Below are 23,672 nucleotides of genomic sequence, written 5' to 3'. Positions count from 1 at the left end.
GGCCCGGCACCCCCTCTGCGGGGGCGCCGGGCCCGTTCCGTTCTCCCACCTCCGAAACCTCCGGAGAAGGCCACGGAGAGCTCGTGATCCCCGAAAGGAACCATCGTGGTACGGCTGAGGCTGGATCTCGCCTATGACGGCACCGACTTCTCCGGCTGGGCCAGGCAACCCGGGCGGCGTACGGTCCAGGGGGAGATCGAGGAGGCGCTCGGCAGGATCCTGCGGCTTCCCGAGTCTCCGGCGCTGACCGTGGCCGGGCGGACCGACGCGGGCGTGCACGCCCGCGGCCAGGTGGCCCACGTCGACCTGGATCCCGGCGCGCTCGCCGCGCTGGACGGCCGCGCCCGCCGGGGAGGGGCCACGGAGGGGGGTCCGGAGCCCGGATCCTCGGGGGAGCTCGACGAGAGGCTCTCTGCCATGCGCAGAAGGCTCGCCGGAGTCCTGCCGCAAGATGTCCGTGTTCATCGCGTCACGGTGGCTCCTGAGGGCTTCGACGCACGGTTCTCGGCGCTGTCGAGGCGGTACGCCTACCGGATCTCCGACGCCCCGGGCGGTGTCGACCCGCTCCGCCGCCGCGAGGTCGTCTGGTACAGCAGGCCCCTCGACGTGGACAGGCTGAACGCGGCCGCCGCCGCCCTCCTCGGCGAGCACGACTTCGCCGCGTTCTGCAGGCGACGCGAGGGCGCGACCACGATCCGCGAGCTCAAGCGGCTCGACTGGGCCCGTGAGGAGGGGCTCGTCGTCGCGACGGTGATGGCCGACGCGTTCTGCCACTCCATGGTCCGGGCGCTCGTCGGATCGCTGCTGCCCGTCGGCGAGGGCCGGCTCCCGGTCGGCTGGCCGGGAGAGGTGCTGGCGCGGGCCGTACGGGACTCGGGGGTGCACGTCGCGCCCGCGCACGGGCTCTGCCTGGAGGAGGTGCGCTACCCCGGCGTCGAGGAGCTCGCCCGGCGGGCCGCGGAGACCCGCCGGGTGCGGACGCTCAGTTCGTGACGCGGCGCTCCACGACCTTCGCGGTCTGGTCGCGGAAGGCGCCGCTGACCTTGCCCAGGGACTTCTCCTTCGCGGTCGGCGTGTGGCCGTCGCTGAAGGTGGCGTAGCTGAACACGATGTAGCGGCCCCACACCATCCCGGCCGCGTAGCCGCCCGCGATGTGCACCCGCTCGCCTCCGGTGCCGGCGGCGGAGGGCAGGCCGCGGAACCAGAGGTTGTCGTTCAGGTCCTTGGCCTTGTCGGCGGCCACCGCGGACTCGCGGGTGGGCAGCACGGCGATCCCGGTGGTCACGGCGTACTTCCGCTTGCTGTCCACGTACGTCGCCCGCAGCACGCGGCGGCACTCCTGGCTGCGCAGGGTGCCGGCGAACCTGCCGGACGCGGCCTTCTGGCACTGCTCGGTGACGTTGGTCTTGACCCGCTTGAACGTCGTCCCGGCCACGGACACCTTCTTGCCGAAGGCGTCGGCCACGGTCATCGTGCCCGGGTCGGTCTTCTCGGAGTTGAGCATCGTGGTGTTGATCGGCTCGGGCTCGCCGGTGATGTCCAGGTCGTCGGTGGGGTCGAGGGTTCCCGAGCTGGGGATCGGATCCGTCGCGTTCGCCGACTGCTTGGCGCTGAAGGACTGGTAGGCGAAGAAGGCGCCGGTGCCGATGCCGACCACCACGACCGCGACCACGGCGGCGAGCAGCGTCGTACTGGCCCTGCTGCGGGCCGGAACGGGGGGCGGGGGCGGAGGCTCGGGGACGAACTCCGAGAGCGGGGTGAACGCCCCGCGCGTCGCCGCCGGTCCGCCTCCGGGGGGTGCCGACGGCTCGCCCGCCGGTGAGCCCGCCGGTGAGGTCACCGGCGGGGGCGGGAGAACCGGGAACGACGGCGCGGCGCCGGTGAGGCCGGTGACGACGGGGATCCCGCCGGGCGGGGTCTCCTGGTCCGAGGGGGGGAAGGGCGGCGCCGCCGGGCCGGGACCGGCCGCCTGGGGCGGTGTCCTGTCGCGGGTGTCCTGCTCGAAGGGAGGCGCGGGCACCTGTGAGATCAGCTCCGGTTCTGGTCGCGTGACGGGCTGGGTCACGGGCGCGGGCATGGGGGCCGCCGGAGCGGGCCCGGAAGGGACGGTCTCGTCCCGCGGACCGGCGGGCGGGGGCGGCGGGGTCTGCTGGAGAGCCTGCTGGGGGGCCTGCACCGGCGGCGGGGGTGGGGGGACGTGGTCGGGCTCCAGGAGGTCCCCCCGCGCGGATCGTCCCGATGCGCCGGGAACGGCGGCGCGGACGTCGGCCGTGGTGTCGTCGGTCTCGTCCGGCTCCTGCTGGGGGGTGGCGTCCGGCGGCCAGACGGCGACGTCGCCGGGCTCTCCCGGGCGGGCGGCGCTCTCCTCGGGGTCGGTCCACACCGGCTCGCCGGTCGCGGCGGGCCAGGGGGCCTCCTGGCCGGACGAGGGCCAGACCTGCATGCCCGCCGCCGCGGCGGTGAAGGCGGGCGGCGGCTGCCAGGGCGGCGCCCCCGGCACGATGGGCGCGGTGGACAGCGTCTGCTCGTCCCTCGGCGCGGGGCCTGCGGGCTCGTGGCGCTCGCCGGTCCCTCCGGGCCGTGGGGGGACGGCCGGTTCCACCGGCCAGGCCGGGGAGGTCGCGTCCGAGGTGGTGGGGGCACCGGGCCAGGACGGGCCGGAAGGGCCGGTCGGGGCGGTGGGACCGGTCGGGTTCCGCGCGGTGGGCCAGGCGGGAGGGGAGGGCTCCGGGGGCGTGGGGGAGTTGATCCACGCCGGAGGGGCCGGCTCCGGCCGGGAGAACTCGGACCAGGTGGGGCCCGGGGGACCGGGCGGGAACCCGGGCCGTGGGCCCGGAACGTCGCGGGAGGGATCCGGCAGGGAGGCTCCCGGGGGGCCGGGCGGGAACCCGGGACGGGCGGGATCGGCGGGCCCGGGGGAGAGATCGGGCCGTGGGCCCGGAACGTCGCGGGAGGGATCCGGCGGGGCGGCACCCGGGGGGCTCGGTGGGAACTCGGGTCGCGGGCCCGAGGGGTCGCGGGGAAGGTCCGGCCTGGTGGCCTCCGGGGGGCCGGGCGGGAAGCCGGGTCCGGGAGGGAACGCGGGCGCCGGGGGGCCGGAGGGCTCCGGGTACGGGAGCGGGCCCGGCTGGGGCGCGGAGTGCGCGGGGCCGGACCAGGAGGCGGGCGGGTCGGCCTCCGGCTGGGCGTACCAGTCATAGGGGGCCCCGTCGCCGGGGACCGTCCATGGCTGAGCCGCCCCCGGGGTCACCTCCGGCCACGCGGAGGGGCTGTGGAGCTGCTCGTCACCTGTGAGATCGGTCCGCAGCACGTGGGGCGAGGGCTGGCCGAAACTCGGCGGCGGCGTCGCCGGTGCTGCCGAACCCTCGGCTTCACGTTGGTGCTCGGACCCGGATTCCTGGCCACGCATACGACGCAGCCTAGCGACCGTCGGAGATCGTCATGCGAGTATGGCCGTATCGTCTGTCGGATTCATGCCTTAAAGCGTAATTGTGACCCCATGGTCAGGGGCGTTTTCCGGTCAGCGACCGTGCCTCCAGGGCGGGGGTGATGGTCGCGTCCGCCGCGCCGAAGGCCGCCTGGTTCAGCTTCTTGGCCTCGGTCTTTTTCGGTAGATGGCCGTCTTTGTACTGGAACCAGACCATTACCGCGTAGTGTCCGTGGCGCCATTCGCCCACGAAGGCCTCACCGGTGCCGAGAAGTTTGGTGACCTTATCCTTACCGGGCAGCGGTTTGATGTATTCCTCCCGCTCCTTGCCCGAGCCGACCGAGACGACCTTGGACGCTCCCGCCGACGTCTTGAGGTTGGCGACCCCCACGGTGCCGATGACCTTCCCCGAGGCGTCGCGGAAGCTGGCGCGCAGGAGCTGGGTGCACTTGGCCGAGGTGAGGGCCTTCTGGAGCTTGGTCCCGACCACCGCCTTGTCGCACTTCTCGTCGGTCCTGCGCGTGGTCATCAGGTAGGTCTGCCCGCCGATCTTCACCTTCTTGTTTTTGAACACCTCGTTCAAGGTGAGGGCGTGCGGGTCGGTGGCACGGGAGGAGGCGAAGCCGAACTTGCCCTCCGAGATGTTGGCGGGCGGCAGGAGGGGGGCCGCGGCGGTGGGGCCCGTCGCGCCGGGCACCGGGGCAGGGTCGGAGTTGGCCAGCACGGCCAGGCCGACGCCCGCCGCGACCAGCGCGGCGAACGCCCCGGCCGCGATGAAGATCGGGCGGCGTGAGCGGGGCCCCTCGTCGTACGGGCTCCACCTCTCCTGGCGAGGCCGTTCCCTGGGCGGCTCCGAGGGCCGTCCCTGCGGCCTGGTGGGCTGGGAGGCCGGTGGAAGGGGCTCGGGAGCCTCGGGGGCGCGGTTGTTCGGTGAGGCGTCGAACCAGTGCTGGCCCTGCTGCCGGCCCTGTGCGGGCGGCGACGCGTCAGGCCGGTTGTAAGGCTGGCGGCGCGGCGGCTCCACGGGAAAACCCATGCGCCGAGCGTAGCCCGGTATCGGAGCCGGTTGGCTCAGGAGTATCCGAAGTCCTGGGTCCACCAGGGCCCGTCGGCCCCCTGTACGGCACCGACCCCGGTGGCCCTGAGCTCGCAGTTGAGGATGTTGCGCCGGTGGCCGCTGGTCCCCATCCAGCTGCGCACCGCGTCGTCGGGGGAGGTGTAGCCGCGCCCGATGTTCTCCGCGCCGCCGTCGCGGTAGCCGGTGGCCTCCATCCGCTCCCAGGGGGACGTGCCGTTGGCGGAGGTGTGGGAGAGGCTGCCGGAGGACGCCATCCCGGCCGAGTGCCTCCTGGCCGAGACGGTCAGCCTCCTGTCGATCCGGAGCGGCGCGCACCCGGCCCGCCTGCGCTCGACGTTGACGAGCCGGACGACCTCGCGCTCCATCGCGCCGAGCGCGGAGGTGGCGCCGTCGCCGTCACCGTTGAGGAGGTAGCGGGAGGGGCCGTCGTCGCCGGAGCCGCCGAGCGACGTGCCGGGGGTCGGGGTGGAGCGCGAGCGCCGGTCCTGGGGGGCGGGGGTGGGGGTGGATCGGGCGACCCGGGCGAGCGGGGCGCGCTCGACCTGCCCGGCCAGGGCGCCGCTGGGTGTGGGCCTCGCCGGACCGGTGTCGTTCAGGTAGATCTGGTCGGCGGCCTCCTCGTCGCGGCTGCCCCGGCCGATGATGAAACCGACCAGCAGAACCGCGAGCAGACACGCGAACACCCCCATGCGACGCAGACGCGCTCGCTGGGTATGCCCGGGGTGAGGAAGCTGCCACATACCGCTATCAAAGATAGAGATGTTTGCGGTGAGGAAGAAGGGAATGTTGAGAACATATTGGAACCGTTCTGTGAAGCCTCCGGGATGGCGTTCCCGAGATCGTCGTCCGGCGCCCCCCGCCGAGGGTGCCGCGCCTCCGTGGCCCGGCCCCGCGCCTGAGGGCTCCCCGCCCTGGTGAGGCCCCTTCGGTGAGCCCTTTTCCGACGGCCGTGGATCCCGTGCCCCGCGCGTGAGGACCGGCGCGGCGTTGTACGCGATACGCGCGCCAAATTCCCTCGACTGACGTACCCCGCGTGAGGGCCGGCGCGGCGTTGTACGAATCCCCTCGGCTGACGTACGTCGCACGTGAGGACCGGCGGTCCCGTACATCCTCGATATCCCCGTGTCCCGCGCGGGTGAGGGCCGCGAGGCCGGAGATCGCGGGGGATCGGGTGGCCCCCGCGCGTGGCGGTTCCCGGGCACTGCCCGGCGGCGGGTAGACTGCCTGGGGTACCGGCGGAGAGTCCTGTCGTTTTGCAAGCACTCTCCCGCGCCGGTATCCTGCTAGTTCGTTGTGTGCGAATTGGTCTCCTCTCGCAGACCGATACGCGGCGCGTCCGGCGTCATCTCCTCTTTTTTGGAGACGGAAGGTCCGGGCTGTCGTGTGCCCGCACCTACCGACCATGTTGCTGTCCTCTCCGACAGCGCCGAAGACGCGACCAAAGAAGGCATACGACCGTGCGCACGTACACACCCAAGCCTGCCGAAGTCGAGCGTCAGTGGCACATCATCGACGCCACCGACATCGTGCTTGGCCGGCTGGCCAGCCACGTCGCGATCCTGCTTCGCGGTAAGCACAAGCCGACCTTCGCCAACCACGTCGACACCGGTGACTTCGTCATCGTCATCAACGCCGACAAGGTCGCGCTGACCGGTAACAAGCTTGAGCAGAAGAAGGCCTACCGCCACTCGGGTTACCCGGGCGGTCTGCGCTCCATGACCTACGGCGAGCTCATGGACAAGCGTCCCGACCGCGCCGTCGAGAAGGCCGTGAAGGGCATGCTGCCCAAGAACGCCCTCGGCCGGAAGATGATCAAGAAGCTCAAGGTCTACGCCGGTTCCGAGCACCCGCACCAGGCGCAGCAGCCGGTGTCTTTCGAGCTCACCCAGATCGCCCAGTAGTCACTAGCTGCTTGTCGCCAGCAGCGTTGGCCGACGGCCGACGCCGAGTAGGAAAGTTAGAGGAGAACCGTGGCTGAGCCCACCGGTGTCGAGACGCCCGTCGAGGGCGAGCAGGAAGCGTACTCCGCGGAGGAGTTCCCCTCCGAGTACACCTCCGAGTCCACTGCCAGCGGCGACGTCGCCGTCCGCAAGCCCATCACCACCGGCAACTCGTACGGCACGGGCCGCCGCAAGGAATCCGTCGCCCGCGTGCGCATCGTTCCGGGCACCGGCAAGTGGACGATCAACGGTCGTACGCTCGACAACTACTTCCCGAACAAGGTCCACCAGCAGATCGTCAACGAGCCCTTCGTGGTGCTCGGCGCCGAGGACCAGTTCGACGTCATCGCCCGCATCAACGGTGGCGGCGTCACCGGCCAGGCCGGTGCCCTGCGCATGGGTCTCTCCCGCGCGCTGACCGTCCTGGACGTCGAGGTCAACCGCCCGCCGCTGAAGAAGGCCGGCTTCCTGACCCGTGACGCCCGCGCCACCGAGCGCAAGAAGTACGGCCTCAAGAAGGCCCGCAAGGCTCCGCAGTACAGCAAGCGTTAAGCGTTGGGGCGCCTCTTCGGCACCGACGGGGTACGTGGGGTCGCGGGACGCGACCTCACGGCCGAGCTCGCCATGGACCTGTCCGTGGCCGCGGCTCATGTCCTCGGCGATGCCGGGGCGTTCAACGCCAGCGTCGGGCGGCGAGGCCGCCCCGTCGCCGTCGTGGGCCGGGACCCTCGGGCTTCAGGAGAATTCCTGGAGGCCGCGGTGGTCGCCGGCCTCGCGTCGTCTGGCGTGGATGTTCTCCGGCTCGGCGTGTTGCCCACCCCGGCGGTCGCTTACCTGACGACGGCTCTCAGAGCCGACATGGGCGTGATGATCTCCGCCTCCCACAACCCCGCCCCCGACAACGGGATCAAGTTCCTCACCCGGGGCGGCTACAAGCTGCCCGACGCGGTGGAGAACGAGATCGAGCAGCGGCTCGGCGAGAAGTGGGAGCGTCCTGTCGGTGCCTCGGTCGGCCGCGTACGCGAGGCGTACGGTGAGGCCGACCGCTACGTGTCCCACGTGCTGTCCACCGTCGACGGCCGTCTCGACGGCCTGAACGTGGTCCTCGACTGCGCCCACGGCGCCGCCCACATGGTGGCTCCCGAGGCGTTGCTGCGGGCCGGGGCCACCGTGGAGACGATCGGGGCGCGCCCCGACGGTCTCAACATCAACGCGGGGGTCGGCTCCACCCACCTGGACAGGCTCCAGCAGATCGTGGTCTCCCGCGACGCGGACGTGGGCATCGCCTACGACGGCGACGCGGACCGCTGCCTGGCCGTCTCGCACACCGGCGAGATCGTCGACGGCGACCAGATCATGGCCGTGCTGGCCATGGCCATGCACGCCGAGGGCAAGCTGGCCGGTGACACCGTGGTGGCCACGGTCATGTCCAACCTGGGCTTCAAGATCGCGCTCAAGAACGCCGGTGTCGACGTCGTCGAGACCGCCGTGGGCGACCGCTACGTCCTGGAGGCGATGAGGGCCGGAGGCTACAACCTCGGTGGCGAGCAGTCCGGCCACGTCCTGATGCTCGACCACGCCACCACCGGGGACGGCCTGCTGACCTCGCTGCACCTGCTGGCGGTCGTGGCGCGGGAGAGGAAGTCACTGGCCGAGCTGGCCTCGGTGATGACCCGGCTGCCGCAGGTCCTGGTCAACGTGAAGGACGTCGACCGGTCCAAGGCCTCGGCTCCCGAGCTGGCCGCCGCGGTCAGCGCCGCGGAGGCGGAGCTGGGGGAGACCGGGCGCGTGCTGATCCGGCCCAGCGGCACCGAGCCGATGATCCGCGTCATGGTCGAGGCCGCGTCGGCGGAACAGGCCGAGCAGCTGGCCGGTCGGCTGGCCGAGGTCGTCCGTACGGCCTGCGTCTGAGCCGGAGGTCTTCGGGCCGTCGGAGCATGTGAAAGAGCGCGGCCCGCACCTGTAGGTGCGGGCCGCGCTCTTTTTCCGTGCTTCCCGGCTGTCCCGGCCGACGGTCCCCGAAGGGAGGGCGACCGGACGCCCCGGGCTACTCGTCGCCGGTGAGGGAGAAGCTCCGCAGGCGCCTGCCCGCCCAGAGGACCGCGCCGACGGTGACGACGGCCAGGGCGGGGACGGCGAAGCCGAGGGTGATCTCGGTGGAGAAGAACGCCGAGGACGACAGCTGGTCGGCGATCGTCTGGGCCCACTGCTGGATGGAGAACCTGCGGGCGCCGGGGACGAAGTTGCCGACCACGCCCTCCCAGACGAGCGCGTAGACGATGCCGATCGTGACCGCGTGCCGGGTCAGCACGCCCAGCAGCATGAACACCGCCGCGTACGCGATCCCGCCGATGAGGGAGCCGAGCGCGAAGCCGTACGCGATACCGGATTCGAGGTTGACCAGGAGGTAGGCCGCGACGAAGGTCGGCACGGCGGCGAACAGCGCGAGCATCGAGGCGGCGACCACGAACTTGGTCTGGGCGATCACCGGGCGGGAGATCGGCTTGGACAGCAGGTGGACGATCGTGCCGTCGTCGATCTCGGGGGCGATCACCCCGGTCCCCGCGATCAGGCCGAGCAGCGGCAGCATGGTGCCGATGGCGAAGGTCTGCATGAGGACGACGGCGGTCCGCTCGTCGGCGGCGCCGATGAACCTCAGCAGCGCGGCCATGGCGATCAGCACCAGGGGCAGCATGATCAGCAGCCAGATCCGGCGGCGGCCGAGGAGCGCCCGGTAGGAGATTCCGGCGATGACACCGTTCATGGTCAGCTGCTCCTGTTGATCAGGTAGGAGAAGACGCTCTCCAGGTCTTCGTCGGCGGGGGAGACCTGCAGGATCCGGATGTCCGCGTCCTTGGCGACCCTGGGCAGCAGCCGGGTGAAGCGCCGGAAGTCGACGGCGTGCACCTCCAGGCCCGCCTCGGTCAGCGAGACCGAGCCCGAGGAGGCGTCGGCGATCAGCGCGGACGCCAGGCGGCGGTCGTCGCTGGAGCGGACCTTGAACAGGTGCGGCCGGTCGGTCATCCGGCGGCGGATCTCGCGGAAGTCCCCGGAGGCGGCGTGGCGCCCGGCGACCAGCACCTCGATGTGCTGGGCGACCCGCTCCACCTCCTCCAGGATGTGCGAGCTGAACAGGATGGTCTTGCCCGCGGTGCCCATCGCGCGGACCAGGTCCATCAGGTGCAGGCGCTGGCGCGGGTCCATGCCGTTGAACGGCTCGTCGAGCAGCAGGACCTGCGGGTCGTGGACGAGGGCCGCGGCCACCTTGACGCGCTGGCGCATGCCCTTGGAGTACGTCTCGATCCTGCGGTCCTTGGCGCTCTCCATCTCCACCAGGGCGAGTGCCTTGCGCGCGGCGTCGTCCGGGTTGGGGAGGCGGTGCAGCCTGGCGCTGGACAGCACGAACTGCCAGCCGGTGAGGAAGCCGTAGACGGCCTCGCGCTCGGGGACCAGGCCGATGGAGCGGTAGATCTGGTGGTTGCGCCAGATGCGGTCGCCGTCGAGGGTGACGGTGCCGCCCGAGGGGGCCAGGAACCCGGCCATCATGTGCAGCAGCGTGGACTTGCCCGCGCCGTTCGGGCCGAGCAGTCCGGTGACGCCGGGGCCGACGGTCATGGTGATGTCGTTGACGGCGACCACGTTGCCGTACCAGCGGGACACCTGGGCCAGTTCGATCTTCATCGGGAGGCCGCCTTACGGTAGCGCGCGATCAGGGCCGTGAGGGACAGGGCGATCAGCACGATGATGATCGCTCCCGCGACCAGGGTGCCGCCGTCCGAGGGGTAGACGACGCCCGCGGTGGGTGCCGCCCCGAAGAGCCCGACGTGTACGGCGGCGTCCACCAGGAAGAAGGGGTTGATCAGCCACGCCCAGGCGGCGGCGGTGTCGTCGCCCATCGACTCCAGCGTCGCGAACAGCACGGTCGACACGGCGGAGGCGAGCAGGTAGAAGGCGATGACGGAGGCCACGCCCAGGCCGCGCCTGGGGGTGAACGAGGCGATGGCCACGCCCAGGCAGGCCAGTAGCAGCGCGTAGCAGGCCGCGCCGGCCATGGCGGTGAGGTATTCGGCGGTGTGGGCGTCGCCGGGCAGGTCGATGACCATCTCGCCGATGTAGAGCACGGTGAGCGGGGCCGCGAGCAGCAGGAACATGGCGGTCGTCATCGCCGCGAGCTTCGCCCCGATGTAGTCCCAGATCGTCACCGGGCGCGACAGGTAGAGCGGCAGCACCCGGAAGCGCAGGTCGGGCGCGACGGCGTACGGCGACTGCGAGGCCAGGAAGATCGCGAGCACGGCCTGCATGATGACGGCGTACTCGGTGTAGCGCATCCCCTCCTCCTTGGCCAGCGCCATGATCGCGATGGAGACGACCGCGGGCAGGAGCATGACGGCCAGGAGCGCGAATGGGATGATCTTCGAGCGGGCGGTGCGGCCGAGCCCGAAGATCCCGCGCAGGCTGTGCAGGGTCAGCGCGGCGGTGGCGTGGCCGCGGCCGAGCCGCGCCCCCTCGTAGTGGCGGTATCCGATGTCGTGGATGACACCCGTGGGCTCGGAGATGGGCGCGGAGATGGGTTCGGAGATGGGCTCAGGCATTGACGGGCTCCCTGAAGACGTCCTCGATGCGCTGGCGGCCCTGCTCCACGCGGACGAGGCAGAGGTCGAGCTCGCAGACGGCGTCGCGGAGCGCGTCGAAGGTCTCCGGCGCGCGGACCTGGACGAGCAGCATCCTGCCGTGCGGGGTGACGGTCTCGCCCAGCTCGGTCAGGCGGGCCGCCAGCGCGTCCTGGCCCTCCTCGACCTCGACGGTCACGGTCTGGGTGATCTGGGTGAACTCCCCGATGGACGAGGAGCGCAGCAGCTTGCCGCCGTCGATCACGATGACGTGGTCGCAGACCCGCTCCAGCTCGCCCAGCAGGTGGGAGGTGACCAGCACGCTGATGCCGAACTCTGAGCCGATCCTGCGGATCAGCGAGAGCATCTCGTCGCGGCCCCGGGGGTCGAGGCCGTTGGTGGGCTCGTCCAGCAGGACCAGGCGCGGGTCGTGCACCAGGGCCTGGGCCAGTTTGACGCGCTGCTTCATACCGGTGGAGTAGCCGCCCATCGCCCGGTAGCGCTCCTCGTACAGCCCGACGTGGCGCAGGACGTCGGCGGCGCGCTCGCGGGCCGCGGTGCGCGGCAGGCCCGACATCTGGGCCATGTGCACGGTGAACTCGGTGGCGGACAGGTCGGGGGGCAGGCAGTCGTGCTCGGGCATGTAGCCCACGGTCCGGCGGATCTCCGCGCCCTGGGTCGTCGCGTCCATGCCCAGGACATGGGCACTGCCCGCGCTGGGTTCGAGCAGACCGAGGAGGATCTTGATCAGCGTGGACTTGCCCGCGCCGTTGGCGCCGACCAGGCCGGTCACACCGGGGCCGACGGTGACGGTGAGCTGGTCGAGCGCCGTCACCCGGGGGAAACGTCTGGTTAGTCCCTCGGTGGCGAGGATAGTCATGCTCGGACACTATCCGTCGCCACCGGGGCGTACCTCCGTCATGCGAAGGAGTCGCCCCTCGTCCGAAAGGGCAATTCTTCAGTCCCTAACTCCCACCCGGGCGAGGCGGCAGCCGCATGCCGAACCGGGACCAGTACGCCTTCTGCACGAGAAGCGTCACCACACCGGAGATGACCATGCCCGCGACGTTCCCCCCGAGCTGGACGGCCGAGGCGGCCATGTCGTCCCAGCGCGACAGCGCGGCGGCGACCGCGAAGTATCCGGCGGCCGGGACCGTGGTGACCGAGATGAAGACGCCGACCAGGGCCGAGGACTTGCCCGCGGTGACCGAGAGCACCCCGGCGGCCCCGGCGAGCAGCGCGACGATGAACGACCACCTGTCGGGCTTGACGATGAACTCGATCTCCTCGTGCCCGGTCGTCAGCGTGCCCACGTCGATCCAGCCGAGCCCCCGCGAGACCAGCGCGCAGGCGAAGGTGATCGCGATGGCGGCGGCGAAACCCAGGACCAGGGCCTTGGCCGCGCGGCCGATGAGGCCCCGGTCGGTACGGAGCAGGCCGAAGCAGATGGCCGCGATCGCGCCGAACTCCGGCCCCAGCACCATCGCGCCGATGATGAGGATCGGCGAGTTGACGATCACACCGATCGCCGCGAGCTGGGTGGCGATCGCCAGGAACGCCAGGAACGCCCAGGTCAGCCGGGTGTCGTCGTCGACCCGCTGGGCGAACTCCGCCCAGACCACGGCGTCTTCGCTGTCGCCGGGCGCCTCCTCCTGGGCGCGCTCGGCCACCTCCGAGATCGACAGGTCGATCTGCTCGGCCGCGATCGAGCCCTCCGTGTGCAGGCCGAGCTCCTGCAGCCGCTCGATCACCTCGTTGGCGGCCTCGCGGGCGATGTCGAACTGGACGAGGTCCCCGGCCGGGGAGCGCGCGGCACCGGGGAACACGACGATGTTGACGACGCCTACGCATCCGTCGAGCACCTCAAGCACCTTGTCCGACAGCTCCGGCGGACTGATCACACGTAGATGCAGCACGGGCCAACCTTAGACGTGTGCCCCGGTTGGGGATCCGTCCCGGGGGGAGCATCCCGATCCGGCACCCCCGGTGGGCCACCGCCGCACGCCGCACGCCGGTCGAGCGGCTGCCCGCCTTCCCGAAGCCTCTTGTCGAAGCCGGTCTCGCCGTCGGCCGGAGGGCGCCCCGGGTCAGGTTTCGGGGAGGTCGGGATCGCCTGGCCGCCGTCTCGCGCCGGTCCCCTGCCGACATGCCTCAGGGGACCCTGATGGCGGGGTCGGCGCTCAGCCGCCGGAGCAGGTCGGCCGTCCGGGAGGCCCGCTCGGCGTCCTGGCCGGTCCGGTGATCCGACTCGATGGCGTTCGCCAGGACCGCCAGCTCGGGCGGCGGCAGGAAGGCGCGCGCCGCGCGCAGCCGCAGCAGGACTTTGCGACCGCCCCGCTCCTGGGCGTACAGGTACAGGTACGGGAGCCGGTGGCCGGTCAGGTCACGGGCCCGTGAGCATTCGGGGAAGGAGTCCAGCCAGACGCGGGCCCGCGCGAGATCCACCCTGCGCGTCGTGAACGCGCCGTGGACCTCCACGACGCTTCCCTCCATCTCCGCCCGGAAGCGGAGGATGCCGAGGAGGACGACGAGGAAGACCGTCAGGATGACGACGAAGGGCACCATCAGGATCTGGGATTCGAGGGCGGAGCCTCCGGCGGACAGCTCGGCGGCCCGTTCGAGCTTCGAGATCGCGAACAGCGGAATACCGACGAAGGGAACGGCCAGGAGGATGGCGCCGATCTTCATGCCGGTGCTCGCGCCAACACTCAGCCTCAGCGGACCATGGGATGAGATGCTCACATATAAGACACTAATTCACCCCACTGGCCGGGACTTGGCGCTGTTACGGCATGCATAACCGCAGGCGGGGAAGTCTTTTACCTCCGATGGGTGATCGGCCGAATCGGGGGCCGGAAAGGTAACGGGGCGTTACGCCAAGGGTCCGCTGCGTCGCGATCATTGCCCTGACGTGCCGACTGGTAACCGGACGGTTACCAGTCGCGTCTCGTCGCGCGGTTTCGGGGAAGGGGTGGGCGTGCGCTCCCATCTCATCGGGGCGGGAACGGACGACCTATTCCGGGGATATCTCCGCAACGTTTATCCAGCCAATTCTGCAAATAAAACACTGATATTCCCCACCATTCACTTAATGACCATCGAGAATGGTTCGCAGGTATAGGCTTCCGCTGTTCCTGGTTTGGTGTCGCCCTTTCCGTCGTCGCCGCGTACCGGCGGGCCCGAAGGCCCGGTCGCCCGCCCGGCGAAGGTGGCGGGCGGCACCACCCGCGCGTGCACCCGAGGTCACGGACGGCATGGGGGTGGGATGGCGACAACCGGCGAATCGGATCGGACCGCTTCCGGCGGCGCGGCGCGCCGGTACCGCCGGGACCCGCTGGGCTTCGTCGAGCGGGCGGCCCGCGAGCACGGCCCGGTGTTCCGGCTGCCCGACGACGGGTCGCTGTGCGTGGCCGACCCGGTCGAGGCCCTGCGGGTGCTGCACAACGAGGAGGGCCACTACGACGAGGTGTCCGACTTCTTCCACGTCCGCGGCGGACGGCTGGGGCCGAGGGAGACGCAGGTCGCCATCGGGCGCGCGGCGCGGGCGACGGTGCGCGCCCACCTGGCCGCCCACCGCGAGCGGCTGCCCGCCGTCGTGGCGGGGCTGGGGGAGGTCAGCGAGTGGCCGTCGGCCGGGCGCGCCGCCGTGCACCGGTTCCTGGCCGGGATGTTGCTGCGCCCGGACAGCTCTCCGGCGCTGCGGGAGCTGATGGCGCGGGTGGTGGAGCGCGACGTGCTGATCCGTCCCGGCGGCCGGCTGGCACGCGTGGCGCGGACGGCGCTGTGGGTGCGCGTGGTGCGGGCCGTCGCCGGTGAGGTGCGCGCCCGGAGGATTCGTGCGAGGCCCGGCGGAACCGGCGACCTGCTGGACGCCGTGCTCGGGTCCACCCCGCCCGACACGCCCGCCGCGCAGGTCGCCCAGGTGTACCTCCTGCTGTTCCGGACCTCGGTGGCGCCGGTGGGCCACGTGGTCGCCTGGGCGCTGCTGGCGGCCGCGACCCACGGCGTCGACCTGGCGGACGTGCCCGCGGATTCGGCCGTACGGGAGTCGCTGCGGCTGTGGCCGGTGGCGTGGCTGCTGGGCCGGCCGGTACACCGCGCCCACCGGATCGGCGGCGTGCGGCTGGAGCCGGGGGAGAGCGTGTCGGTCTGCGTCTACCTGCTGCACCGCGACGACCGGCACTGGCCGCAGGCCGCCCGGTTCCGGCCCGGCCGGTGGGACGGCCCCGGCCCCCGCGGGGCCTACCTGCCCTTCGGTGGCGGCCCGTTCACCTGCGCCGGGGCCGCCGTCGCCCAGACCCTGGCCACCGGCCTGCTCACCGCCGTGACCGACGGCGCCCGCCTGGAGGTACGCGGCGGCCACGGGCGCCCCCACGTCGCGGGCATCATCACCCCGCCCCCGTTCCAGCTGCGCCGGACCCCCATCAGACCCTGACCGCCAGCGGCCACCGGGAAAGGAGGTGAACTCCGTGAGGAAGTTGCTGCGCCGGGTTACCGGCCGCCGGGTCAACCGGCAGGCGTGGTTCATCTGGTAAGTCTTCGCCCCCCCGGCCGCGCCGGGCCCGACGGCCCGGCGCGGCCCCGACGGGACGTCCGCGCACAGGAGGCGCCCATGACGGATGTGGACGAGACGCTGGCGGCGTACGAGAGCGTCGCGGCCCGGTACGACGAGCTGAACGCGCGGATGGACACCGCCACCCTGGTGGACCGCTACGTGGAGATGGCGGACCGGTACGGTACGGGCGGGCGGCGGCTGCTGGACGCCGGGTGCGGGACCGGCCGCAGCAGTGTGGCCTTCCGTGCACGGGGGTTCGAGGTGACCGGCTACGACCTGTCCCCGGCGATGGTGGCGATGGCCAGGAGCAGGCCCGGAGCCGAGGACGTCCGGTTCCTGGTGGGACGGCTGCAGGAACCCCCGCCGGGGCTGACCGGCTTCGACGTGGTCGCCTGCGTGGACCTGCCGATGGCGTACCTGACCGGCACGGACGAACTGCGGCGGGCGCTGGCGTCGGCGCGCGACCAGCTCGCCGGGGACGGGGTGCTGGTCTTCGACCTGAGCACCATCGGCTACTACCGGCGCGCGTTCGGCGTCCCCACGGTCGCCGACCGCGGTGACCGGTACGTGGCGTGGTTCGCGGTGTCCCCGAGGATCGAGGCCGACGCGGTCGTGGTCACCCAGTTCGACCTGTTCGAGCGGGCCGGCGCGGGCTGGGAGCGGGTGTCGATGCGGCACGTGCAGCGGCACCACTCCGACCGGACGGTGCGCCGGGTGGCCGAGCGGGCCGGGCTGCGCGTCGTGGCCACTTGCGGATTGGTGGGGACGTCGGCGCGGGAACCGGCCGACGAGGACGGCCACGACCGGATCCTGTACGTCGCCCGCCGGGCCGACTGAACGAGGTTCTTCCCCGGACGTGACCTCGGACGTGACCTCGGATGTGACCTCGGGCGTGACCTTGGGCGCCGGACCGGTGCCGCGTCCGGCATGTTCGACGGCGGCTTTCGGCCCCGGCCTCCTATCCCTGACCCACGGTGCAAAGTAGAGACCGAGGTCATGCGCTCGTCGAGACCGCAGTCTGCTCGTCGTGCTCGCGGAGCATCCGCGTGACGGTGGCGGGTGAGGGGTGCTGCCCCTTCTTTGCGCCGGTGGTGATGACGAGCCGCTTGGCGATGTCGCGCAGGCTCATCTCCTGGTCACGCAGGTGGAGGGCCATGGACAGCATGTCGGGGTCGGTGACGCCGGCGCCGCCGATGGTCTTGCCGCGCTTGCGGGCGGACTCGTGGCCTTCAAGAGTGCTGTCGCGGATGTACTCGCGCTCCATGCCGGACATGGCCGCGAGCACGGTAAAGACGATGCCGGAGGGGTCGTGCGATCCCTTGAGTTCGCCGGTGAGGAACTCCAGGCCGACGTCGCTGGCCTTCAGCTCCTCGGCGAGCATGGCCAGCTCGATGCCGCGACCGAGCCGCTTGTGCTCGTGAACGACGAGGGTGACGGCGACACCGGAGGAACGGATCTCCCCGGCGAGTTTCACGGCGGCCTCCAGATCGGGGCGCCGCGCGGCCCGGGTAGAAATCTTCTCCGAGAAGACCCGGGTCACCCCGGCCTCGGCGACTCGGTGTGACTGAGCGTTCCGGTTGGCCACTGAGCGTCGTAGTTGCCGGTGTGAGCCCGCCGGACGGCAGCCGGGGTCCCTGCCCAGGTACGAATTTCACCCGCGCCTCCGGTCGTTGACGCCTGCGGTGGGTGCGAATCGCCTGAGGCGGGCCGAACCCTCGTCGGCGATACTGGGTCCATGGAGTATGTCGGCCGGGTGCCCGCCCCGCCGCTCGACCGGTTCATAGACGACATCTACTGCCTGACCGGGGTGCCTGGTCACCGTCGGATGGTTGTCCCGCCGATGCCGTCGGCGCACCTGGTCATCAACCTGGGCGAACCTGCCCGCCTGTGGGATTCCGACCCTTCGGTGCCTCCGGAAGTGGTGTCGGACGGGTGGTTCGTGGGTCTGTGGACCAGGCGTTTCCTTTATGAGTACCCCACGCGGGCAAGGCTCGTCGGGGTGCACTTCAAGCCTTGGGGGATGGCGGCGTTTGTCGACATGCCGGCGACCGATCTGCGGGACCGGTGGGTGCCCGTCGACGCCGTGTGGCAAGGGTCCGTGGACCGGATCCGCAACAGGGTCGGCGAGGCCACGTCCGCCGCCGAGACGCTGCGGATCCTGGAGGAGGAGCTGCGCTCGCGCCTGGTCGAGGCGCCGTCGCGCGGGCTCGACCTGGTCCAGCACGTCGGCGGGTGGCTGGAGACCTCCCATGGTGCGATCCCTGTCGGTGCGCTGAGCGACGCCGCCGGAGTCAGCGGCACCACCCTGGCCACGCAGTTCAAGGCGCACGTCGGGGTCACTCCGAAGAAGGTGGCTCGGATATACCGCTTCGCGCAGCTGATCAGGTCCGTGGACGCCTTGCGCCCGGTCGACTGGTCGGAGCTCGCTCTCGTGGCGGGCTACTTCGACCAGGCCCACTTCAGCAAGGAGTTCAAGGACTTCACCGGCCACACCCCGACGGAGTACCTGGCGCTGAGACGCCGGATGCCGGCCGAGCGGGAGTTCCCGCCGGACGACGGTCCGATGCCTGCTCCTTGATTTTCTACAAGCGCAGCCCTTTCCGGGGCCAGCACAATCGGAGGTGACCATTCCAGAAGACTTAAGGAAACCCCCATGGGCGTAGTGATCATGCACAACGTGGTGTCGGTGGACGGCTTCATTGCCGACAAGAACGACGGAGTCGGGCCGCTCCACGACTGGTACTTCAGTGGGGACACCCAGCTCACGAAAACCGGTGCAGGGGGCGGGGACTACGACCACTCCCAGAGTGGAGGCGGCTTCAAGCTCTCGCGTGTTTCGGCGGCGTACGTCCAGCCGATGTGGGACTCGATCGGCGTGATCGTGATGGGCCGCCACCAGTTCGACCTGGTGAACGGCTGGGAGGGCCAGCAGCCCGCGGGCGACCACGTGGTCGTGGTATCCCACCGGCCCAAGCCCGAGGGCTGGCACCCCGAGGCTCCGTACCACTTCGTCGATGGCGTGAAGGCCGCGATCGAGAAGGCCCAGGAGCTCGCCGGCGACCGGGTCGTCGCCGTGAGCGCCGGCGAAGTAGGCGGCCAGATCCTCGCCGCCGGCCTCGTGGACGAGGTGGCGATGGACGTGGTGCCGGTGGTGTTCGGGTCGGGCAAGCGCTTTTTCGGTAGCTTCGACGGGCAGCAGCTGCTGGAGGATCCCCACGTGGTCATCCAGGGCAACCGGGTGCTGCACCTGAGGTTCAAGGTGCGCCGCTAGTGAAGCCGCCCGCAATCCGGTGGGTCCGGATGCTGATGCCCGGCCCGCAGCGTGTGGCGTCACACCGGACGATCTCGTCGGCGCCGTCGTCGAGCACCGCGGCACGTGCGAATTAGACAGGGTCGTCCTTGACGACGTGACATGGCATTTTCGGGCGGTTTGTTCATGTGGTCGCCGTCCTAGCTGTCCGCGCAGCATGGACGGCGGCAATGAACCCTTCCCATGTGCTGGCGATCAATCGCACTTCAGGAGGGCATCATGACCGCTGCCTACACCTTCGATGTCTTTTCCGGCCTCGACGGCTACGGCTCCGCCGGCGGCAGCTGGACCGGCTACCGGGGCAAGCAAGGACCCGAGCTGCTCGACCACCGCCTCGCCCTGTACGGCGAGGAGCAGCAGATGGTCTTCGGCGCCAACACGTATCGGGCGTTCGCGACCAGGTCCCAGTCACCGCTCACTGGTGTCCAGCACGCCACCACGTCTTCCGGGGACCACTCCCGCCGCATGAACGCTCCCGCCCCTCCGCCGACTACTCGTTCGGCCTGACGAAGGAGGCGGACGCGAAGCAACGGGACCGTCAGCAAGCCCAGCGGCCTACTTTGCGCCGTGGGTCAGAGATAGGAGACCGGGGCCCTTTCAGGCGAGTGAGTCGACCCAGCGCTCCAGGCGACGGCACTCCCCGGTCATGAGCTCGGGGTCCCTGAAGGTGTTGGTGAGGAGCGAGATGCCCTGGTAGGCGGCGACCAGCGCGATCGCGAGCTCGTGGGAGTCGGATCGGCCCATCGACCTGAACTGCCGCTCGGCGTAGTCGATCAGCAACCGCATGACCTCGGCGGCGACCCGGTCCAGGCCGTCGGTGCGCTTGTCGAGCTCCGAGCAGAGGGTGCCGGTGGGGCAGCCGTACCGCGCGGTGAGCTCGCGCTGCTCGACCCAGCCGCGCAGGAGCGCCTTCAGGCGGTCCCGGGGGGCGGCGGTGTGCAGGTCGAGTGAGGCGGTCATCGCGTGGAAGTTGAGCGCGTGCGCGTCGATCGCCGCCTCGACGAGCTGGTCCTTGGTCTTGAAGTAGTAGTAGACGTTGCCCAGGGGGACCTCGGCCACGCGGGCGATGTCGGCCAGCGTCGTCTTCTCGACACCCTGCTCGTGCAGGACCCGGGACGCGGCTGCCACCAGCCGCTCCCTCTTTCCCCGCTTCGTTTCAACTGAGTCAGTCATCTCACTGACAAGTGTAGACAGCCGACGCGAGGGCTGGCTATGGTCTATTTAGTCAGTTGACTAACTCATAAACGACGGACGGAACTTTCATGATCGTGGTTACGGGATCGACCGGGAACGTCGGACGGGTGCTCGTACGGGCGCTCGCCGAGGCCGGAGAGCGGGTGACGGCGGTTTCGCGACGGCCTTCGGACATGCCGGAGGGCGTGACGCACCACGTGGCCGACCTGGCCGACCCGGAGAGCCTCGAACCGGCCCTCGACGGGGCCGACGCGCTGTTCCTCCTCGTCGCCGGTGCCGGTGAGCACCTGAACCCGCGGGGCATCCTCGACGTCGCGAAGGCGGCCGGGGTCCGGCGGATCGTCCTGCAGTCCTCCCAGGCCGCCGGGACGCGACCGGAGTCCGGCTCCCATTCACCCCTCCGGGCGTTGGAGGACACCGTCCGGCGGTCGGGCCTGGAGTGGACCGTCCTGCGGCCGGGAGGCTTCGACTCCAACGCGTTCGCGTGGGCGGAGACGATCCGCTCGCGGCGGACGGCCGCCGCGCCGTTCGGCGACGTCGGGCTGCCGACCGTCGACCCGGCCGACATCGCCGAGGTCGCGGCCGTGGTCCTGCGCGAGAGGGGGCACTCCGGCCACACGTACGAGATCACCGGCCCGGCACCGACCACTCCGCGTCAGCGGGCCCAGTCGATCGGGGACGCGCTGGGCGAGCCGGTGCGGTTCGTCGAGCAGAGCCGCGAGGAGGCCCGGGAGCAGATGCTGCGGTTCATGCCCGAGCCGGTCGTGGACGGCACCCTCGCCATCCTGGGCGAGCCGTCGGCCGCCGAACGGCGGGTGAGCCCCGACGTGGAACGGATCCTCGGCCGCGCCCCCCGCGCCTTCGCCGACTGGGCGCGCCGCAACGCCGACGCCTTCCGGTGACCCGCCCGCAACGGATCACACCGGGCGGTGGTGATGCCGGAGCCCCTGACGCCGGGGCCACCTTGACGCAGAGGTTGCCCCGGCGAGTGCGTCGAGCCGTGCGGCCGTGGTTTCCGGCGAGTGCCATCACCTGTCCGGCACCCCCGTGACCAAAATCGGCGATCTGGTCGCCGGTTTTTGAATCGGCCGTCACTTGGCGTAAGCGATGCCGTAGCGTTTGCAAAACAACACACCGCCTCGGGGGAGTTGACGCCCGGAAGGGGCGAGCGATGCCACCCAGACCCCGCAGCCTCAAGCGGCAGATGGACGTTCTCACGACCCAGATGCGCGAGCACGGGGCGACGTGGAGCCAGATCGCCGCTGACTACCAGCTCCGGTTCAAGCTCAATCCGCTGCGCGGCTTCCGCGAGGCACACCGATACACGCAGTCCAAGGTGGTCCAACTATGGAATCTGCGCTGGCCCGACGACGTGCTCAGCGAACGCCGGCTCGGGGCGTGGGAGGCCTGGCCCTCGGTGACCGGCAACGAGCCTCCCATCTCCGGCCTGGAGCGCCTGGCCCGCATCTACCAGTGCCGGGCCGGGGACCTGGTCCATGGGGAGGACCACAGCCGTGACGACGACCGCGCCGGCAGGCGCCCGGCGGCCACGGACGAGCCCGCTCCCCGGCCTGTACTCACCGTTACCGATATCGCCTCATTTCTGGGCGGGTTACCGACACGGTCGCCCGGCGACGAGGCCGATCGGGTCCTCGCCGTCGCGGATCTGCGGGGGCAGGAGTTCGGCTACCTGGTCGCCGCTCTCACCCAGTGGGCGGACGGGATGAAACGCCGCGACCTCCTGGCCGTGATCGCCTCCGCGGCCGCCACGGCGCACGCCTCTCCTCTCCTCGCCCACCTGGACCGCGACGCCCTCGAACGCCTGACGCTGGCCTCCCGGGCGCCCTCGCGGGTCGACGGCGAGGTGGTCGGGCACGTGGAGACGATCCTTCACCACGCCATCAGGCAGGAGGACATCCTGGGTCCCCAGGCCGTGCTGGAGACGGCTCTGGCGCAGCACGGGCTGGTCCGCCGACTTCTGACCGGCACCGCGGACGAGGATCTGCGGCACCGGCTGATGTCGCTGCTGGCTGACATATCCCGCTTCATCGGGTGGCTGCTGTTCAACTCCGGTGACTTCGCCGGAGCCGAGCACTACTACGGCCAGGCCAGGCGTGCCGCCCACGAAGCCGACGACGACCTCATGTCCAGTTACGTGCTCGCCCAGTGGAGCCACCTGGCCACCTGGTCGGGTGACCCGCGCCTCGGGGTCGAGCACGCCCTCGGGGCACTCGCCTGGGCACAGCGAGGCGGCAGTCCCATCCTGATCGCCTACGCCAACGACGTCGGCGCCCGCGCCTACGCGGGAGTCCTGCGCCGCGAGAACGACAAGAACCGGGCCAAGGACCGCGCGCGGTGCCGTGCCGCGTTGTCGGCCGCCCGCGCGGGGCTGGACGACTCCACGGAGGACGACCCCGGCCGGAACCTGACGTACTTCTTCGGTCCGGCCATGCTCACGCTGACCCGGGCCCTGTGCCACCTCGACATGCGCGAACCCGACAGCGCGATCGCCTGCGCGCGGGAGGCGATGACCTCGATAGGGACGGCCTTCCCCCGCAACCTGGCGTTCGGTCACCTGTACCTCAGCCGCGCGTTCGCCCAGAAACGTGAGATCGACCAGGCATGCGCGGAGCTGGCCCGAGCCGCCGAGCTCGCCGGTCGTAACCGGTCCCCGCGACTGGTCGCGGCCACCGCCGACGCCCGCCAGGCCCTGTCACCCTGGAACCACGCCGACCCCGTGGTGCGCCTGGACGAGCGGCTGCGCTCCTACGGTCTGCCCGCGGGCAGGTCTTCCAGTACGTAGATGTCGTAGACGTCGTTGACGGACGACGCCGGGGCGTCCACGGTCCCGACCCGTCGCCAGCCCCACGACCGGTAGAGCCGCTGGTTGCCCTCCAGCCGAGGCTCCACGGCCAGCACCGCCCGCCGCGCCCCGCACCCGGCCAGCGCCGCCTCGGTCAGCCGTCTGGCGACGCCGCGCCCGCGGTGGCCCGGCAGCACGCCCAGGTCCACCAGGTGCCAGGTGCGGGACCCCGACTCGTCGGTGAACCCGGCGGGGAGCGGGTCCCGCATGCCGTTCCACCAGCGGCCGCCCTCCCGCAGGAATGCCCCGTAGGCGAAGCCGACCAGCAGCCCGTCCCGCCGGGCGACCGACAGCCGGAACCCCCGCCGCTTGAGGAGGTCGGCGTAGGAGGCGCGCTGGTGTGCGAACTCGGCGGCCCCCTCGTTGTTGGGCGGGGCGCCGAACGACTCCCGGTACGCCGTGCCGACCTCCTCGGTGATCGCTTTGGCCTCCTCCGGGCCCAGGACCTTCACGATCACCCGATCGCTCACCGTCTCGCGCACGCCACCCGCCTTCCTCACCCGCTCCCGAACCTCACCCGCTCCTGCCCCCGAAACTATCCACGCGCCCCCGCCCGAAACGGCCGGGAGGTCCGGCGGGTGGCTGCGGGTACATCAGATTGGGTCGGTATGCCTCGAAACTGAGCAACCGGCTATTGGCCGGGGAGCGCGAGGGGCCGGGAGGCCCTTCGTCCGGGGTGTGGGGCGGAGCCCCAC

At 71.2% G+C, this 23,672-nt stretch carries 23 protein-coding genes; 11 read left to right on the top strand and 12 right to left on the bottom strand.

Going from position 1 to position 23,672, the window contains the following annotated elements:
• The first annotated feature begins 105 nt into the window (after window positions 1-105).
• Window positions 106-993, top strand: a complete 888-nt coding sequence (gene truA, locus ABD817_RS00640; RefSeq protein ID WP_344913750.1) for a tRNA pseudouridine(38-40) synthase TruA — start codon at window positions 106-108, stop codon at window positions 991-993.
• Here truA and ABD817_RS00635 read toward each other — a convergent pair.
• The 3 genes from ABD817_RS00635 to ABD817_RS00625 all read right to left on the bottom strand — a co-directional run bounded on the left by ABD817_RS00635 (window position 983) and on the right by ABD817_RS00625 (window position 5,194).
• Window positions 983-3,409, bottom strand: coding sequence for a hypothetical protein (locus ABD817_RS00635; protein ID WP_344913747.1), 2,427 nt, complete (start codon window positions 3,407-3,409; stop codon window positions 983-985). The two genes, truA and ABD817_RS00635, sit on opposite strands and share 11 nt — an antisense overlap.
• 94 nt (window positions 3,410-3,503) lie before the next feature.
• On the bottom strand, window positions 3,504-4,463 hold the full coding sequence (locus ABD817_RS00630) for a hypothetical protein (protein ID WP_344913744.1): 960 nt from the start codon (window positions 4,461-4,463) through the stop codon (window positions 3,504-3,506).
• A gap of 35 nt (window positions 4,464-4,498) precedes the next feature.
• Window positions 4,499-5,194 (bottom strand): CAP domain-containing protein, encoded by a 696-nt coding sequence (locus tag ABD817_RS00625; protein ID WP_344913741.1) that lies wholly within the window; start codon window positions 5,192-5,194, stop codon window positions 4,499-4,501.
• A 768-nt stretch (window positions 5,195-5,962) separates the two neighbouring features.
• On the opposite strand from ABD817_RS00625, the gene rplM reads away from it, so the two are divergent.
• The 3 genes from rplM (at window position 5,963) to glmM (ending at window position 8,356) form a co-directional block, all read left to right on the top strand.
• Window positions 5,963-6,406, top strand: coding sequence for a 50S ribosomal protein L13 (gene rplM / locus ABD817_RS00620; protein ID WP_344746717.1), 444 nt, complete (start codon window positions 5,963-5,965; stop codon window positions 6,404-6,406).
• Window positions 6,407-6,475: 69 nt separating this feature from the next.
• Window positions 6,476-6,997, top strand: a complete 522-nt coding sequence (rpsI, locus tag ABD817_RS00615) for a 30S ribosomal protein S9 (protein ID WP_344913738.1) — start codon at window positions 6,476-6,478, stop codon at window positions 6,995-6,997.
• A 3-nt stretch (window positions 6,998-7,000) separates the two neighbouring features.
• On the top strand, window positions 7,001-8,356 hold the full coding sequence (gene glmM, locus ABD817_RS00610) for a phosphoglucosamine mutase (RefSeq protein WP_344913735.1): 1,356 nt from the start codon (window positions 7,001-7,003) through the stop codon (window positions 8,354-8,356).
• 136 nt (window positions 8,357-8,492) lie between these two features.
• Here the strand turns inward: glmM and ABD817_RS00605 are convergent, their stop codons facing one another.
• The 6 genes from ABD817_RS00605 to ABD817_RS00580 form a co-directional block, all read right to left on the bottom strand.
• On the bottom strand, window positions 8,493-9,209 hold the full coding sequence (locus ABD817_RS00605; RefSeq protein ID WP_344913732.1) for an ABC transporter permease: 717 nt from the start codon (window positions 9,207-9,209) through the stop codon (window positions 8,493-8,495).
• 2 nt (window positions 9,210-9,211) lie between these two features.
• Window positions 9,212-10,126, bottom strand: a complete 915-nt coding sequence (locus tag ABD817_RS00600; protein WP_344913729.1) for an ABC transporter ATP-binding protein — start codon at window positions 10,124-10,126, stop codon at window positions 9,212-9,214.
• Entirely contained in the window at window positions 10,123-11,037 is a 915-nt protein-coding gene (locus ABD817_RS00595; protein ID WP_344913726.1) for an ABC transporter permease, read from the bottom strand. The genes ABD817_RS00600 and ABD817_RS00595 overlap by 4 nt, the downstream gene beginning before the upstream one ends.
• Window positions 11,030-11,935, bottom strand: a complete 906-nt coding sequence (locus ABD817_RS00590) for an ABC transporter ATP-binding protein (protein WP_344913723.1) — start codon at window positions 11,933-11,935, stop codon at window positions 11,030-11,032. Before ABD817_RS00590 ends, ABD817_RS00595 begins: the two co-directional genes overlap by 8 nt.
• Window positions 11,936-12,020: 85 nt before the next feature.
• The gene (locus tag ABD817_RS00585) at window positions 12,021-12,971 is read right to left on the bottom strand and encodes a DUF389 domain-containing protein (protein ID WP_344913720.1); all 951 of its coding nucleotides are present in this window, start codon (window positions 12,969-12,971) and stop codon (window positions 12,021-12,023) included.
• A 235-nt stretch (window positions 12,972-13,206) separates the two neighbouring features.
• Window positions 13,207-13,797: a hypothetical protein gene (locus ABD817_RS00580; RefSeq protein ID WP_344913718.1), complete on the bottom strand. Its 591-nt coding sequence runs from the start codon at window positions 13,795-13,797 to the stop codon at window positions 13,207-13,209.
• Window positions 13,798-14,320: 523 nt separating this feature from the next.
• Here ABD817_RS00580 and ABD817_RS00575 point away from each other — a divergent pair.
• Both ABD817_RS00575 and ABD817_RS00570 read left to right on the top strand, forming a co-directional pair.
• Window positions 14,321-15,490 (top strand): cytochrome P450, encoded by a 1,170-nt coding sequence (locus ABD817_RS00575; protein WP_344913716.1) that lies wholly within the window; start codon window positions 14,321-14,323, stop codon window positions 15,488-15,490.
• A gap of 177 nt (window positions 15,491-15,667) precedes the next feature.
• Window positions 15,668-16,447 (top strand): class I SAM-dependent DNA methyltransferase, encoded by a 780-nt coding sequence (locus ABD817_RS00570; protein ID WP_344913714.1) that lies wholly within the window; start codon window positions 15,668-15,670, stop codon window positions 16,445-16,447.
• A gap of 157 nt (window positions 16,448-16,604) precedes the next feature.
• On the opposite strand, the gene ABD817_RS00565 is transcribed toward ABD817_RS00570, so the two are convergent.
• Complete coding sequence (locus ABD817_RS00565; protein ID WP_344913712.1) at window positions 16,605-17,195, bottom strand: recombinase family protein; 591 nt, start codon at window positions 17,193-17,195, stop codon at window positions 16,605-16,607.
• Between the two features lie 150 nt (window positions 17,196-17,345).
• On the opposite strand from ABD817_RS00565, the gene ABD817_RS00560 reads away from it, so the two are divergent.
• From ABD817_RS00560 to ABD817_RS00550, 3 genes are all read left to right on the top strand, one after another.
• Window positions 17,346-18,188 carry a helix-turn-helix domain-containing protein gene (locus tag ABD817_RS00560; RefSeq protein ID WP_344913709.1) on the top strand — a complete coding sequence of 281 codons (843 nt, stop codon included), beginning with the start codon at window positions 17,346-17,348 and terminating at the stop codon, window positions 18,186-18,188.
• Window positions 18,189-18,263: 75 nt separating this feature from the next.
• Entirely contained in the window at window positions 18,264-18,881 is a 618-nt protein-coding gene (locus ABD817_RS00555; RefSeq protein ID WP_344913706.1) for a dihydrofolate reductase family protein, read from the top strand.
• 258 nt (window positions 18,882-19,139) lie between these two features.
• Window positions 19,140-19,427, top strand: a complete 288-nt coding sequence (locus tag ABD817_RS00550; RefSeq protein ID WP_344913703.1) for a hypothetical protein — start codon at window positions 19,140-19,142, stop codon at window positions 19,425-19,427.
• Between the two features lie 90 nt (window positions 19,428-19,517).
• Here ABD817_RS00550 and ABD817_RS00545 read toward each other — a convergent pair whose 3' ends face one another.
• Window positions 19,518-20,048, bottom strand: coding sequence for a TetR/AcrR family transcriptional regulator (locus ABD817_RS00545; protein WP_344913700.1), 531 nt, complete (start codon window positions 20,046-20,048; stop codon window positions 19,518-19,520).
• Between the two features lie 134 nt (window positions 20,049-20,182).
• On the opposite strand from ABD817_RS00545, the gene ABD817_RS00540 reads away from it, so the two are divergent.
• Window positions 20,183-21,016, top strand: a complete 834-nt coding sequence (locus ABD817_RS00540) for an NAD(P)H-binding protein (protein ID WP_344913697.1) — start codon at window positions 20,183-20,185, stop codon at window positions 21,014-21,016.
• 269 nt (window positions 21,017-21,285) lie between these two features.
• Complete coding sequence (locus tag ABD817_RS00535) at window positions 21,286-22,917, top strand: NsdA family TPR-like regulatory protein (protein ID WP_344913694.1); 1,632 nt, start codon at window positions 21,286-21,288, stop codon at window positions 22,915-22,917.
• On the opposite strand, the gene ABD817_RS00530 is transcribed toward ABD817_RS00535, so the two are convergent.
• Entirely contained in the window at window positions 22,881-23,459 is a 579-nt protein-coding gene (locus tag ABD817_RS00530) for a GNAT family N-acetyltransferase (protein ID WP_344913691.1), read from the bottom strand. The genes ABD817_RS00535 and ABD817_RS00530 overlap by 37 nt on opposite strands.
• Window positions 23,460-23,672 lie beyond the last annotated feature (213 nt).

The sequence above is a fragment of the Streptosporangium oxazolinicum genome (assembly GCF_039537505.1).
GTDB lineage: Bacteria > Actinomycetota > Actinomycetes > Streptosporangiales > Streptosporangiaceae > Streptosporangium > Streptosporangium oxazolinicum.
Note: the sequence above shows the minus strand (reverse complement) of the source record. Positions and strands in the feature narration are given on the sequence as shown.